This is a genomic window from Mesorhizobium sp. USDA 4775, assembly GCF_054062655.1.
The window spans coordinates 3,961,122-3,975,068 of the sequence record NZ_JBSSFM010000001.1 but is presented as its reverse complement, the minus strand read 5'-3'; the positions used below and the strand labels follow the sequence as shown (position 1 = coordinate 3,975,068).

At 59.4% G+C, this 13,947-nt stretch carries 11 protein-coding genes; 6 read left to right on the top strand and 5 right to left on the bottom strand.

Annotation, left to right across the window (positions count from 1 at the left end; all coding sequences use genetic code 11):
* Positions 1-30: 30 nt before the first annotated feature.
* Entirely contained in the window at positions 31-345 is a 315-nt protein-coding gene (locus ACVILI_RS19560) for a hypothetical protein (protein ID WP_069092176.1), read from the bottom strand.
* Positions 346-1,624: 1,279 nt separating this feature from the next.
* On the opposite strand from ACVILI_RS19560, the gene ACVILI_RS19555 reads away from it, so the two are divergent.
* Together ACVILI_RS19555 and ACVILI_RS19550 are read left to right on the top strand one after the other, a co-directional pair.
* On the top strand, positions 1,625-1,879 hold the full coding sequence (locus ACVILI_RS19555; protein ID WP_038646821.1) for a glycosyltransferase family protein: 255 nt from the start codon (positions 1,625-1,627) through the stop codon (positions 1,877-1,879).
* A complete protein-coding gene (locus ACVILI_RS19550; RefSeq protein ID WP_240565352.1) occupies positions 1,876-4,671 on the top strand; it encodes a glycosyltransferase family 25 protein in 2,796 nt (931 codons plus the stop codon). The genes ACVILI_RS19555 and ACVILI_RS19550 overlap by 4 nt, the downstream gene beginning before the upstream one ends.
* 45 nt (positions 4,672-4,716) lie before the next feature.
* Here ACVILI_RS19550 and ACVILI_RS19545 read toward each other — a convergent pair whose 3' ends face one another.
* Positions 4,717-5,817 carry an FkbM family methyltransferase gene (locus tag ACVILI_RS19545; protein WP_148307377.1) on the bottom strand — a complete coding sequence of 367 codons (1,101 nt, stop codon included), beginning with the start codon at positions 5,815-5,817 and terminating at the stop codon, positions 4,717-4,719.
* 215 nt (positions 5,818-6,032) lie between these two features.
* On the opposite strand from ACVILI_RS19545, the gene ACVILI_RS19540 reads away from it, so the two are divergent.
* The 3 genes from ACVILI_RS19540 to dusA all read left to right on the top strand — a co-directional run bounded on the left by ACVILI_RS19540 (position 6,033) and on the right by dusA (position 11,138).
* Positions 6,033-6,722 (top strand): class I SAM-dependent methyltransferase, encoded by a 690-nt coding sequence (locus ACVILI_RS19540; RefSeq protein ID WP_240564776.1) that lies wholly within the window; start codon positions 6,033-6,035, stop codon positions 6,720-6,722.
* A gap of 263 nt (positions 6,723-6,985) precedes the next feature.
* Positions 6,986-7,798, top strand: coding sequence for a hypothetical protein (locus ACVILI_RS19535; RefSeq protein WP_051726794.1), 813 nt, complete (start codon positions 6,986-6,988; stop codon positions 7,796-7,798).
* Between the two features lie 2,341 nt (positions 7,799-10,139).
* Entirely contained in the window at positions 10,140-11,138 is a 999-nt protein-coding gene (gene dusA, locus ACVILI_RS19530) for a tRNA dihydrouridine(20/20a) synthase DusA (RefSeq protein WP_038646812.1), read from the top strand.
* 2 nt (positions 11,139-11,140) lie between these two features.
* Here the strand turns inward: dusA and ACVILI_RS19525 are convergent, their stop codons facing one another.
* Together ACVILI_RS19525 and ACVILI_RS19520 are read right to left on the bottom strand one after the other, a co-directional pair.
* A complete protein-coding gene (locus tag ACVILI_RS19525; RefSeq protein WP_038646810.1) occupies positions 11,141-11,848 on the bottom strand; it encodes a TIGR02281 family clan AA aspartic protease in 708 nt (235 codons plus the stop codon).
* Between the two features lie 112 nt (positions 11,849-11,960).
* On the bottom strand, positions 11,961-12,191 hold the full coding sequence (locus tag ACVILI_RS19520) for a DUF1289 domain-containing protein (RefSeq protein WP_010909481.1): 231 nt from the start codon (positions 12,189-12,191) through the stop codon (positions 11,961-11,963).
* A gap of 197 nt (positions 12,192-12,388) precedes the next feature.
* Here ACVILI_RS19520 and ACVILI_RS19515 point away from each other — a divergent pair, with 197 nt between their 5' ends.
* Positions 12,389-13,387, top strand: coding sequence for a nicotinate-nucleotide--dimethylbenzimidazole phosphoribosyltransferase (locus ACVILI_RS19515; RefSeq protein ID WP_038652675.1), 999 nt, complete (start codon positions 12,389-12,391; stop codon positions 13,385-13,387).
* Positions 13,388-13,407: 20 nt separating this feature from the next.
* Here ACVILI_RS19515 and ACVILI_RS19510 read toward each other — a convergent pair whose 3' ends face one another.
* The gene (locus tag ACVILI_RS19510) at positions 13,408-13,935 is read right to left on the bottom strand and encodes a GNAT family N-acetyltransferase (protein WP_038646808.1); all 528 of its coding nucleotides are present in this window, start codon (positions 13,933-13,935) and stop codon (positions 13,408-13,410) included.
* Positions 13,936-13,947 lie beyond the last annotated feature (12 nt).

Below are 13,947 nucleotides of genomic sequence, written 5' to 3'. Positions count from 1 at the left end.
GGTCGGAAGAAGGATCTTTGGGCGGCGCGGTCATCTTCCCGACGAGCCGACGGCGCCGTCAGGCCGTTCGACAGCGGGGCTCTCTACGCGGAGGAAGCTACAGGCCTGGAAATTCCCGCCATCGTCGAACGTGCCAATCGCAAATGAGCCGGCTGCGGCGGGAACCTTGACGGTGAGAGCGACGGCGAGGCTTCGCTTGACGGCCTTGGGAAGAATGACCTGGCCGACGACGGCGTTCTTGGCCGTGTCCAGGATAAAATAAGGCACATTTTCGGTGGTGTCGCCGATGGGCAAGACGCCTCTAACGGCAACTTCCATCACTGCAAACCCTGCTATGTAGCTCATCCTATCCTCCTTGGTCCGCGGCCACAGTGCCGCGCCGTCAATTGCCGTTGGCGCCAAATGCCCGCCGCCCGGCCAGGTCAGCGCAGCTGGTGTTCGAAGTGCGTGCGACAGTGCATCGATGAAATTCGTTCCGAGCGCCCGGCCGCGCGGCCGGACGTTCGGCGGCGGGAGCGATCGACTGGCCTCTTGCCTCCGGTTCCGGAAGATCGTGCCGAAATCGGATATCGAGGGATGGATGAAAAAGGGTTCGGAAACGCGGGCCGAGGCGCGCCGGTCAGCCCATTCGGCCGGTCGGTTCTGACGACGCCTAGCCGCAGTGTTCTATCGACCCCGTGCAGTCTGGGGCCTGCACAGATCTTGCGATACGCACGCGATGCCACTTGAATCACAACCCACTCCCGTTACCGTGACGCTGACGTCTCGGCGACAACTCTCGAAGGAATGGGAGGCCGTCCGCCTCCAAAGGGGAGGGCATGGACACGACACACCGTTGGCGCGCCCTGGGGACGCACCTTACAATCTGCCAAACGGCCCTGATTACCCAGACCCTCTAACTCAACTCCCTGAGAGAGACTTACGCAGAAATTCGGGCATGCGGCCGTCCGATCCGCGGGCGTCCCTCAACACCGTATTTTAGTAAATTCGAAATTTAGCAAGTTGTAAACTATAAATTAAGCAATTACTAAATTAGCTGAAAGCAGGGTAGCGCCGCTTTAACAATAGCAGCGGGCTGGGTTAGAAAACCGTTATGAAAATCAGATGCTTATTAGGATTACTTGCAATCCTGCCTGCTTCGGACAGCAATTGAAGGTCTCCATCTTCCATGCAAACCCATCGACGATGGCGCAGCCAGACGGGTTGGCAATGTGTCAGCGGATGTGGGTGCCTCGACCTTGACGGCAGCCTGCAAATGGCGGCGAAATACCGAACCTAAACCGGTGACCGGACGAAGTGGTGAATGCCGGCGGTTGCAGTTGGGGCAGGGTCCTTTCACGATCGCGGTTGCCGCCGGCTGGCACGACGGCTGGCTGCTAACCACGATGGATAAGGTTAAGCGCGGTTTCCAGAGGACGACCTGTGAGATCCGTGAGAAGGAATGATCGGCTCTTTGGAAATATCAGCTGTTGCGCGGCCGGACTGGCAAGTGAACAGCGACAGCAGGGGAAGGCATGAGCGATCGAGACTTGGCAAATCCGCATCGAAACGGATCCGGCATGGCGCGGCGACACGCGAACCGTCCTTATCGCCGACAGTCACATTGAGGGCCGATGGATCACGAATGGCGAACGGCAAGCGGCTCTGCCTCGACATGATCGTCAAGAACGAGATGGCGAACCTTCAACGCTGTCTCGGGGCGGTTGTCGACCACATCGACTGCTGTGTCATCGGCGATACCGGCTCGACCGACGGGACCCAGGATTTCATCAAATCGTTCTTCGCTGCCCGCAACCTGCCGGGCGAGCTGCACGAATTCCCATTCCACAATTTCGAGCAGGCGCGCAACGACCGCTGCTCAGCTGAAGGAATCGCATGAGCACCATCGGCCTGTGCATGATTGTCAAGAACGAGACGAAGGTCATCCTGCAATGCCTCGCCAGCGTGCTCCCCCTTGTCGACTACGTGCTCATCGTCGACACGGGTTCCGAAGACGGCACGCAAGACCTGATACGCGGCTTCCTCGCCGATCACAATGTCCAAGGCGCTGTCATTGACGAGCCATGGCGGGACTTCGCGTACAACCGGACCTTCGCCCTTGAACGATTGCGTGAAATCGAGACTGTCGACTATGCAATGATCATCGACGCGGACGATGTTCTGATCCGGGACGCCGACTTCGATCCGATCAGGTTCAAGTCGCAGATGGAACACGATTTATACGACGTCGAGGTGTTACATGGTGGCATTTCGTTTTATCGCCCGCAGATCTGCCGCAACCGGCTGCCGTTCGCCTTCAAGGGCGTTCTGCACGAATATCTCGAGGCCCCTCCTGGCCATCTCACGCGGGAGACCGCCAAGGGTTTTCGCGTGGCGACGGGGCGTGGCGGAGCACGCAGTCAAAACCCGCGAAAGTACCAGGACGACTCGGCCGTTCTTGAAAATGCGCTTGCAACGGAGACCGACCCCTTCCTTGTTTCGCGATACACCTTCTATCTGGCACAGAGCTACAGGGATTCCGGCGAGCGGGAAAAATCACTGGCGACCTATCTGAAGCGTGCCGAGCTGGGTTTTTGGGACGAGGAGGTCTATGTCAGCCTGCTCGAGGCGGGCAACCTGATGGCAGCACTGGGGCGGCCATTCGAGGAGGTCGTTGCCGCCTTTGAGCGCGCGGCGCAGGTCGTCCCCGCCCGCGCGGAGGCTCTACACGCCGCGAGCCTCTATTGCCGCAGCCAGGGCCGGAATGCGGAAGGAACGGAATTTGCGCGTCGAGGGCTCGACCTTGTTCAACCCGCCGGACTTTTCATTCAGCCCTGGGTCTACGATTACGGAGTGCTCGACGAGTTTGCCGTCAATGCCTACTGGGCAGGCGCTTACCGGGAATCGCTCGACGCTTGTCTAAAATTGCTCGCCTCCGACAAATTGCCTGCTGAAATGACGAAGCGTGTGGTGGCCAACGCGCGCTTCGCCACCGGCAAGCTTCCGGTCAATGAGCCGCCGAAACTTGGGGCGTTCGGGACCGAGAGCTTGATCGACCAGCACAGGCTTGTCCCGCAGCGGTCGTTGCGGTCGCGCATCAAGGGCACGCCGCGCATCCTGGTGACAATCCTGGCAAAGCAGAAAGAGCCGGCACTGCCGCTGTACCTTGAGTGCATCGAGGAGCTCGACTACCCGAAGGCGTCGATCGTCCTGTACATCAGGACAAACAACAACACCGACAGGACCGAGCACATACTGCGCGAATGGGTGGAGCGCGTTGGTCACCTCTATGCCGCGGTTGAATTCGATGCCTCCAACGTGGCCGATAGAGTCGAGCAGTTTGGCGAACACGAATGGAACGAGACGCGCTTCAGGGTGCTTGGCCGAATCCGCAACATAAGTTTGCGGAAAACTCTCGAACACAGCTGCGATTTCTATTTCGTTGCCGACGTCGATAATTTCGTGCGACCGGCCACGCTACGCGAGCTTGTCGCGCTCGACGTGCCGATCGTCGCTCCCCTGCTTCGCTCCATCTCGCCCGGGCAGTACTATTCGAATTACCACGCTGAGATCGACGCCAACGGCTACTATATGCAGTGCGATCAATATGGCTGGGTGCTCAACCGCCACGTGCGCGGCATTATCGAGATGCCGCTTGTGCACTGTACGTATCTTGTCCGCGCCGACGTACTGACCGAACTGACATACGAGGACGCCACATCACGCTACGAGTACGTGATCTTTGCCGACAGCGCCCGCAAGGCCGGCATCGTCCAGTATATGGATAACCGACAGGTCTATGGCTACATCACCTTCGGCGATGGCCAATATTATGTGAGTGACGGGATCGAGCGCGCCCGAGCGCTGTTGCACGGTGCCGGCGACACGCCGGTATTCACTGCCGCCACGCCTCCGGGCGCCGTACCGATGCCAGCCCGACGTGTGGAGCCGCCGCAAATTCACCTAATAAACTTGGACAGCAGCGTCGAGCGCTGGCGCAAATATCAAGATAGGAATCCTCATCTAGCCGCCAATACAATTCGGGTATCGGCCGTCGACGGAGCATCCCTCGATAGGTCGACCTTGCAAACCTTGGTGGACGATGGAGTGATTGCCGAGGATTGCGGGTATCTGCCGGGCGCATTGGGATGTGCTCTATCGCACATCAACTTGTGGAAGTTAGCGGTATCCGAGAAGCGGCCAATTACCATTTTCGAGGACGACGTTTACTCGTCGTTCAACTTTCTTGAGGAGTCGACTCGCGTTCTGTCCATGGCTCCAGAGAACTGGGATATGGTAAAGTGGGGATTCAATTTCGACCCTCTATTCCTGTGGTTGAACTTCGATTTCTCCAAAGCCAAGCTGGAGTTCTACAACCGACAACACAAACAGATTCCGGCCCAATTTCAATCTGAAACCTATCCGCGATCTCTTATCCGACTAGTCCATTCCTTTGGTGCAATGGCTTATTCAGTAACTCCAAGGGGAGCTCAAGTACTTCTTGAAAAATGCCTACCTCTTCGAAAGCGGCTTATTCCGTTTCCTGGGACTGGAGTGGTCCTCGAGGATGAGGGCATCGACTGTGCAATGTCCGCGGTGTATGACTCGATGCAAGCGTTCGTCTGCATGCCGCCACTGGTCATTCACGACGACGAGCAGGCATCAGATCGGGAAGTCGCGAATCGGCAGTGAACTTGGCGTCGATCGCACGTTCAGCCCGACACTTCTTGCTTCGCCTCAAGACTGCCTCTCAATGGGCGCCAAGAAATAGTTATTGTCCGTGGGAAAAGTTTCTTGGACAACGTAGCGGAAAGAGTCGCACCACGAGAAAAGATCTTGCTGGCTTTGCGGCCACACTTCGATAAGTATGTTCGGGCGCCAAGTTTCGATCGTCCCCTGCATTCCTCTGAGCACCTCGAACTCTGAACCTTCCACATCAATCTTCAAGAGGCCAACCGGTTTCTGTTGCAAGAGGAGGTCTCCAGCGACGCATTTGACATTTCCATCATCGTCGTCGAGCATTTGGGCTCGACCCATATTATTGGGATCCGGCGAAAAGACACGCATTTGGGCCGCTTTTGAACCAAGGGCGAGGCCGAGATAGCTCGTGTTTATGTTTGCGCAAGCGTTCAATAGGACGTTTAACTTAAGTATTTCAATCGCTTTCGGATTGGGTTCAAAAACTATCACCTCAGATGGACTGCAGAATTTTGACATAAAGATAGAGTGATTACCTATATTCGCACCAATATCGACAAACACTTTGCCTGGTGTAGAGCGATCGCGAATCAGATCGAGCGTGTCGCGCTCATAAAAGTCCCCTCCAAATAAGATAGACTGAATTATGTCGGTTCGGTCCTGTATGAAGAAGGTGATAATCTTACCATCAATGCGGTGACTAACAATAACTCCGCTTACCTCAGACGCATCGTTGCGGAAATGGAAATTTTCCCAACCTCTGCATAGCGGAGCGGATAGAGTAATACGACCATCAGATCGTGCGGACAGAAAGGTCCCATTTTGAACAAGCCCAAATTTGTTTCTGGGCAGATCCACGATCGTCAGCGTGTTATCGGGCATTAAATTGAGAGCATCGATCCCATCTATTCTCTTAGAACCCGAGATTGCAGAGTACTCAGTGAAATAGACAATATCAGTCGGTCCATCAACGAAACGAATATGGGCCGATTTGCCATCTTTAGTCAGCAACACATTGTTTGGGCTATACTCCATAAGCCCATGCCGAAGCTCGCCAGACGAAGTGTCTACGAAGAGGGTAGTTCCATGCGAAGTAAATATTCGCTTGACGAACCCGGCCTGGTTGAAACTCGCACCCACGAAAGACCCCTCCCTTGATCCCTGATTTTGGGATGATGGTAAGCGAGTTTGGCCATTTTGCAAAAAGGGTCGAGATGGACGCCGGCGGGATTGGCCTAGTCAGGCGGTTGGAAAACGAGTTCCACGCCGATGACGCTGGCCCGCAACAACGCGCGCCGACATCGAATTCGTTGAAATTTGTCGCATAGTGCCCTATTCCCTTCCAGTAAGCGTGCTTGACGACTTTTCCGTTTTCAATCAATGCGGCTGGAATCGGGATCGAGCACGTCACCGGCGTCGATGAGGTGCATTCGATGACGCAAGGCACGCCTGATGATTCCCGCGAAGCTTTCGCGCGCATTTACCAAAGCAACGAGTGGGGCTCCGCGGAATCGCGCTCCGGACTCGGTTCAGCATACGCAACGACGCATCGTGTCCGAACCGTACTGCCGATGCTTTTGCGCGCACTGGATGTGAACTCCATGCTCGATGCGCCCTGCGGTGACTTCAACTGGATGCGCTTCGTCGACTTGGGCAAAACGCACTACATTGGCTGCGATATCGTGCCGGAAGTCATCGAAACGAACCGTGTGCGATATGCGGATCGCGAATTTCACGTGCTCGATCTGGCTGTTGAACCACTGCCGAACGTTGACCTCATTTTTTCACGCGACTGTCTGCAGCATCTGACCGAACCCGACATTTGGCGCGCGCTGCGCAACTTCAAAAAATGCGGCGCGCGCTGGCTGTTCACCTCAAGCCATTCGACCTCGGCACAGGACATTGCGCAGGAAACGGGCGGATTCGGATTTCTCAACTTACAGCAACCGCCATTCTCTTTGCCGCTGCCACTCCTGGTTATGCCGGAGGAGCACTACGCATCGAAGGCGATGTGTCTGTGGGACATGGCGCAAATCGGTGCATGACCAGTGCCATTACCGATTCAAATGTTCGTCGTCGCTGCAAAGGGAACTTAGCAAGTTACATACCCTAACGTGTTGTTCAATGGGTGTGGGGTTGCGTAAGTCCAGCGATCGCGCGCTCCGCACCACACCTCGATGGGTATGTTTGGACAAAGGAGCATAAGCTGACGAACAGGCGAAAGTTCAGTATACTTGCGGCCGTCTCGTTGGCTACCAGCTTGGCACCAGCTGCGCTGCTGAGCCGCTCTCGGAAAGCCTACGCAGCCATGCGCCCCAAAACTCCCTCGGCCCGCCCACAGCCAACCCTCCTGACCGCGCCCATCGAGCTTGCCGGCGACTGGGGCCGCATGCTTGAGGGCGCGGCTGATCAGGTCGTCGAGCGCATGCGGCATGCCTGCCTCGATGGCGTCCGCCTTGTATCCGACCGCCAGCCGACGCGGCTGCGTGTCGACGAACACACTTCTGGCACGCCGGCCATCTGGCTGCATCCGGACGGCACCAGCATGGCCTGGATCATCGTCGACATCGGCGAACGGGACTGGTCAAAGCTCGCCTACCAGTTCGGCCACGAGCTCGGCCATGTGCTCTGCAACAGCTGGCAGCCGGACGCCAAGCCGGCGCCGCCCTGCCAATGGCTCGAGGAAGCCATGGTGGAGGCCCACTCGCTGCGCGGGCTTGGGCGTCTGGCGAGAAGCTGGAAGCAGAACCCGCCCTTCGCCGGCGACAACGCCTTCGGCGATGCCATCGCCCGATACCGCCAGGATATCATCGACCGCTATACGGCTCTCGACGTTAGCCAGGGGCTCACCCGCGACGCCGCGGCATGGTTCACCGATCATCGCGGCGAGATCGAAATGCCCGCCCTTAATCCGTTCGCCCAGGCTATGTCGCTGACCATCCTCGCCGAATACGACCGCGCGCCGGACTGCATCGAGGCGCTGGGGGCACTCAACCGCTGGCCCGGCCGTAGCGGCCTGGCCATTGGTGAATATCTGCGGCAATGGGAGACGAGCTGCGCCGAGCTACAGGCCTCGCCCAGATTACCGGTCCGCCTGCGCGAGCTGTTGCGCATCGTCTGATCAGCAGTAAACCCGCCACCCGCAATCTCCGGAAACCGCGCGGAACCAGCAGGAGGCAAAGGCTTCGCGACGATCGAAAAAGCTCGTGCCGAGCGCGCTTCCACAGCCCGCCTCGGACTGGGGCAAAACTGTCTGGGGCGGGCTTCGGTTCAGCCTTGTCCCCAAAGCGAGCATGGTCTTAATATTCGCTTGCGCTAATATAAAACTGACGTAACGTCACTCCCAGCATCTTGGGGATGCGCAACCGTGGGGAATTACGATGAGAGTGGTTATAGTTTGCGCGGCACTCGTGATCGCTGCGACTGGAGTCGCCGTTGCCAAGGAGAAGAAGGTGGCCGTCAGTGATGCTACGGCCCTTTGCTCTACCAAGCATTCGAGCAAGAGGCCGAGGCCAGAGCTTGACTGCAACTTGACCGGAACAGCGAAATTGCCGGACGGAACAAAGCCGGATAAGCCGCACCTGGGATATGATACCAACCCGTGGATTATAACTGGCCCTTAGGGCCGGTTGACCCAGCCACCGGCTGTCGGTGCTGCGGCAAAGGCTGGTAGAGAGGCTCGACGGTCCGCGCCTCCAGGCGACCGCAGTTGATAACTGCATCATCGCCCTTGTGCGCTCGATCGAGTAGAGGAATATAATCCTCCATTGCGGCGACCGCCAAATGGAGATCGCCAATGGCCAGAGCCACATCTTCCAAGCAGCTATCTCAGGCTGAATGGAGTGCTTGGTGGCGGCGGCGGAAGCGCTCCACAAGAACATCGTGAGGCGGCTTATATCCCCACAACCAGCGAGCACTTCCGAGCTCTCCAAAGGACGCATGAGGCGCTGTTTAAGACGGTAAAGGATGTCACCGGCGACGATCCGCCGCTCATTCAAAGGAATGGGGCAGGTTTCTTTGCCTCCTAGGCCTTTTGTTTTGCGGCCCTGTACTCAGCTTCCCAAGGCAACGCGTCGAAGTCTGGCTTGTAGCCGCCGGCTCTGTAGGCGTCCCGGCTGATGTAACTAGCCTTGGCCCGCTCTACAATGCAGGCAAATGGCGGAATTCCAGGGCACCGGTAAAGGCCTACTGCTTCCATGAGGGTCCTCCATATACGGCCCGGCGCCTATAAGTTGGGATGTGAATAGGAACCGGGCCTAACCGACGGGCTGTTTGTGAGCACGGCGCCGCCGGCTGGTCGACGTATGCGCCAATGTAAATATGCGCGAAGCATGCATATGAAGGACGGGAGGGCCGTTGATGCCCGACAAGCCTGCAATGACCTACTGGTCAACGTCTTCGACAGGCGCACTGGAGCACCGCTGTTCACCACCAAAAGACAAGCAGAAGGCGCTCGATATGGCGTTATCGTCCCATTTCGGGACAGGGGCGCTGGGCATCGATCTTGCGTTGGACCAGGGGCACCGGGTGATCCCGGGCCCTGATCACGCTCCTGATCGGGTAGCAGGCTCGCCGGGCTAGAGGTGGCAGGGGTCTTCGCCCGGCGAGTTGTTGCTACGTCATCCGATCGTTGCACTGGCTAATTTCCGTTGGAGGTTGCCCGGAATGGTGTCCGCCGGACGGTCCGCTTCTCAGGTCTGCCGCACCTCACGCACACGGATCGTCGACTTCCTTATCGTCGGCCATCCGCTCGCGCCTGGCGATTGTGAAAGCGAATACTCGCCCATCATTTTCGTCAGTCACGCGGACCCAATCTTTCTCCCATTTTTGGGAGATTGATCTGCGCGAATTCATGATCAATGCAGCCGCGTCTGGACTACATGCTTCGACCGCCCTCGATCTAATAATTCGATCGAGGCGCATCTCTGCGACATCGTAAATTGGCATAGTACGCCCCCAACAACCCACACTTCCCCAATAGCAGTATTGCTCAGTATAGAAACGGCCGCAAGTGGTGGGCGTTGGACCCGCAAACGTGCGAAATCTTGCTTACGCCAAGGAGCTGGGCGCGAAAGGTTTGGGTTTGCCGGATGCGGCCTTGGAGCGGCGAGGGGACTTGCCTATATCGCACATGTCGTCGATATGAAGGTCGATGAGTTCGCCGAAGAGTTTTTTGGGCGCTGTGCGGAACTTGGTCGGCGTCTCACCGCGATCGACTTGGCACACAGTTCCGGTTGCCCAGCGCCGTGCTGCGTCGGGGCGCAGGAGGGGTCTCGCTGACGTAGCGACCTTTGCGACGGACTTGGAGGCGCCAGGAACCGGACGAGAGTTTTGTGTAGGTGGCCATTTTTTCGTGTGCGCTCCGTGTGCACTGGGAGATCGAAACGTGGCGAAAAGGGTCGTATTCTGGCGTAAAGTGGCGTGGCCGCGCTTTCGACTAACGAATTGATGTTAAAGAAAAAATGCTGAAAAATCAAGAGCATAGACTCGCCGTGGCGCCAATGATGGACTGGACGGACCGGCATTGCCGGTTCTTCCATCGTCAGCTGACGAGCCATGCGCTGCTCTACACCGAAATGGTGGTGGCCGACGCGGTCATACAGGGCGCGCGCGAAAGGCTGCTCGGTTTTGATGCGGTGGAACATCCGGTCGCGCTGCAGATCGGCGGCTCGGATCCGGCGAAACTTGCCGAGGCGGCGCGCATTGGCGAAGCCTTCGGCTATGACGAGATCAACCTCAATGTCGGCTGTCCGTCCGATCGTGTCCAGTCGGGCACGTTCGGCGCTTGCCTGATGAAGGTGCCCGACCTCGTCGCCGACTGCGTCGCGGCAATGAAGGCGGCGGTGGCAATACCCGTCACCGTCAAGTGCCGCATCGGCGTCGACGAACAGGATCCGGAGCCGGCGCTGGATGCGCTGGCGAACGGGGTTTTCACGGCCGGCGCCGACGCCTTGTGGGTGCATGCGCGCAAGGCGTGGCTGGAGGGGTTGAGCCCCAAGGAAAACCGCGACATCCCGCCGCTCGATTATGACAGGGTCTATCGGCTGAAGGCTGGAAAACCGAGCAAATTCATCGGCATCAATGGCGGCATTCAGTCGCTTGAGGAGGCACGCGCGCATCTCGATCATGTCGACAGCGCCATGCTTGGCCGCGCCGCTTACCACACGCCAGGTATTCTGGCGGGCGTCGACGCCGGCTTCTACGGCGCGAAGCCCGAGGCGTTCGATTTCGCCGGACTGATCGATGCCATGGCGGACTATGCGGCGCGCCACATCGAACAGGGCGGGCGGCTCGGCCATGTCACCCGCCACATGGTCGGGTTGTTCCACGGATTGCCGGGTGCTCGCCGTTACCGCCAGATCCTGTCGACCGACGCTAACCGGCCCGGTGCCGGGCCTGACGTGCTGAAGACGGCTTTCGCGGCCGTCGAATTCGGTGGAGGGGCGGCCGAGGCGGCCTGAGCTCAGTCCCGCAGGATCATGCGGTCGCCACGCACGTCGAAGCCCGACAGCGAGCCGATGAAGTTCATGCCGAGCAGGCTCTGGCTCAGCATGCCCGGGGCCGCGACCATCACCGGCATGTCCTTACGCACGATGCCGCCGATCGCCACCGCATCGGTCTTGACCGCGGCGGCGCGCGCCATGCCGTTGGCTGTCGAAACCGGTATCGTGTAATTGAGCGCGGCCGGATTGAAGCCGGCGGCTTGCGCATCTTCCGACGTCAGCACCGTGCTGGTCGCGCCGGTGTCAACAACGGCCCGGATCGGGTTGCCGTTGACCAGGATGCGCGCTTCGAAATGGCCATTGTCGGCCTTGTCGAGGGTCACCGTGGCGTGGCCGTCTTCGACGCCAAGCGCCAGCGGGCTGCCGGGAACGAGACCCGCGGTCACCCGGCTGGCGATGTCTTGCAGTTCGTAGCGGTACTGGTAGCCGGCGATCAGAGCCAGCACGATTGCCGCCCAGGCGCCGAAACTGCGGGCCATGTCGCCCAATGGGCGGCCTGATCGCAGCAGGCCGGCGCCGATCAGGGCGCCGAAGGCGCCAAGCCAGATCAGCCGGCCAAAATCGTAATTCTCGACCCCAAGCGTGCTGCCGGCGGAATCATTGAGCACGAGCAGGGCCGCGCCCACGCCGATCACCGCCATCAGAATCCAGAACAGTCGGCTGCTCATCCGTGCCTCGCTAGAGCAATTCCAGGAAAAGCGTGAACGGTTTTCCCGTGAGAATTGCGTTAAAACAAAGAGTTAGTGCGGTTCGCCGTTTTCCGTGAAACGGTGAACTGCCCTAGAGTGCGTCGCGTTCGCGCGCCATGCGGGTGCGGCGCGTTTCGCGGCGCGGCCGGCGCTCGACCGTTTCCAGTCGGGCCGGCAGTTCGGCCATCACATTGCGGCGCGTTTCGGGCGTCATCCCCATCCAGGCGCCGATTTCCTCGCGCGTGCGGCCGCAACCGAAGCAGAAGCCGGTTTTCATGTCGATCGAGCAGACCAGGATGCAGGGGGATTCGATGGCCGTCATGACTTTCTCTCGCGGGATCCGTGCGGACTCCGCTCTTCCACCTCCACATGGTGCAACGGCAAAGCCAATGCAAGCCCTCGCGATCGCGTCTTCCCAGGCCATCTTTGCGGCAATCAAGGCGGATGTTTGGGAGAGGTTGTGCCGATCACGCAACGCGGCTATGCCGCTCACGAAATCCAGGAATGATTGCTCACGACATGACCAGCGCTCTGCCTTTCGACGACTTTCGCAACTTGCTCGACAATCTGCCGGCGGCCGACCTCAAAGCCGAAGCGCGCGTGCGCGCGCTGTTTGCCAAGGCCGACAAGCCAGTGCATTCGCTCGGCCGCATCGAGGACATCGCGGCGTGGCTTGCCGCGTGGAGCGGCCGGGCTCCGCCCGCGGCAACACGGCCGCTGATGGCAGTCTTTGCCGGCAATCACGGCGTGACCCGTCATGGCATTTCGCCGCGCCCGGTGGCGGCAACCGCCAACGCTGTCGAGCTTTGCGCGGCAGGCGGTGCGGCGATCAACCAGATCTGCATTGCCTATGATCTGGGATTGAAGGTGTTCGATCTTGCCCTGCATATCCCGACCGGCGACATCGCAGAGGATGCCGCGCTTGACGAGCGCGGATGCGCGGCGACCATGGCTTTCGGCATGGAAGCGATCGCGGGCGGCACCGACCTGCTTTGCCTCGGCGATCTCGGCGTCGGCAATTCCACCGTCGCCGCCGCTTTGCTTGCCGCGCTGTTCGGGGGCAGGGGTGCCGACTGGGTTGGCCCGGGATCCGGCGCCGACGCGGCGATGCAGGTCCGCAAGGCCGATGTGGTCGATGCGGCGCTGGCCTTTCACCACGGCCATCTCGACGACCCGCTGGAAGTGCTGCGCCGGGTCGGCGGCCGCGAGTTCGCCGCGATAGCCGGCGCCATTCTCGCCGCGCGGATGCAGAAGATACCCGTGCTGCTCGACGGCTTTGCCGCAACGGCTGCCGCGGCGGTGCTTTATGCCGCGAACCCTGGAGCCCTCGATCACTGTCTTCTCGCCAGCCTGTCGCCGGAGCCCGCGCATGCCAGGGCCGCCGAACTGCTTGGCTTCCGCCCGCTGCTTGACCTCGGCATAAGCCATGGCGAAGGGGCAGGGGCAGCACTTGGCGCGGGCCTGGTCAAGGCGGCGGCGCTGACCAGTTCAGGCATGGCCGCGGCGGTTCGGATCTAGAGGCCTCCCGCCCTGGCGCATCAACGCCTGGGATTGGGGAGACGATAGACGACCGAGGTGTATTTCGGATTGGAGCGCGTCTCGACGATTGAACCGCCAAGGCCTTCCGCAATTCTTCGGCTCGCCATATTCTCTTCGGCGACAGGATATTCGAAGCCATCCGGATCGAGTTCCTCGGACGCCCATGCCACCACGGCGGCGACGGCCTCCCGGCCGATGCCGTTTCCATGGACGTCCCCCCTTATCCAAATTCCGATTTCGGGCCAGGCCGTCTTTGCCGCGTGAAGGCCGACAAGTCCCAGACAGTGATCGTCCACCAGTGAGCGCACAACAAAATGCAGATCCGATCCTTCAAGGATCGGCGCCAACCAGGATCGCCATACCTCGGCAAAGGCCGTTGATGATCGAGGCGGTTCCCACTGCATGAAACGGGTGATTGCGGGCGTGATGGCGGCAAGGACTTCGTCAGCATCAACGTCCGTAAAGAGCTTGAGGCGAAGCCGTTGCGATTTGATTTCGACGCTGCTGGCATCCCAATCTGCGGTCATTGCGGTCCGCGG

Excerpts from the sequence above, each read along its gene's own strand:
- ACVILI_RS19560 (WP_069092176.1), bottom strand. The coding sequence starts at position 345 with ATGAGCTACATAGCAGGGTTTGCAGTGATGGAAGTTGCCGTTAGAGGC.
- ACVILI_RS19555 (WP_038646821.1), top strand. The coding sequence starts at position 1,625 with ATGGCGAACGGCAAGCGGCTCTGCCTCGACATGATCGTCAAGAACGAG.
- ACVILI_RS19550 (WP_240565352.1), top strand. The coding sequence starts at position 1,876 with ATGAGCACCATCGGCCTGTGCATGATTGTCAAGAACGAGACGAAGGTC.
- ACVILI_RS19535 (WP_051726794.1), top strand. The coding sequence starts at position 6,986 with ATGCGCCCCAAAACTCCCTCGGCCCGCCCACAGCCAACCCTCCTGACC.
- dusA (WP_038646812.1), top strand. The coding sequence starts at position 10,140 with ATGCTGAAAAATCAAGAGCATAGACTCGCCGTGGCGCCAATGATGGAC.
- ACVILI_RS19525 (WP_038646810.1), bottom strand. The coding sequence starts at position 11,848 with ATGAGCAGCCGACTGTTCTGGATTCTGATGGCGGTGATCGGCGTGGGC.
- ACVILI_RS19520 (WP_010909481.1), bottom strand. The coding sequence starts at position 12,191 with ATGACGGCCATCGAATCCCCCTGCATCCTGGTCTGCTCGATCGACATG.
- ACVILI_RS19515 (WP_038652675.1), top strand. The coding sequence starts at position 12,389 with ATGACCAGCGCTCTGCCTTTCGACGACTTTCGCAACTTGCTCGACAAT.
- ACVILI_RS19510 (WP_038646808.1), bottom strand. The coding sequence starts at position 13,935 with ATGACCGCAGATTGGGATGCCAGCAGCGTCGAAATCAAATCGCAACGG.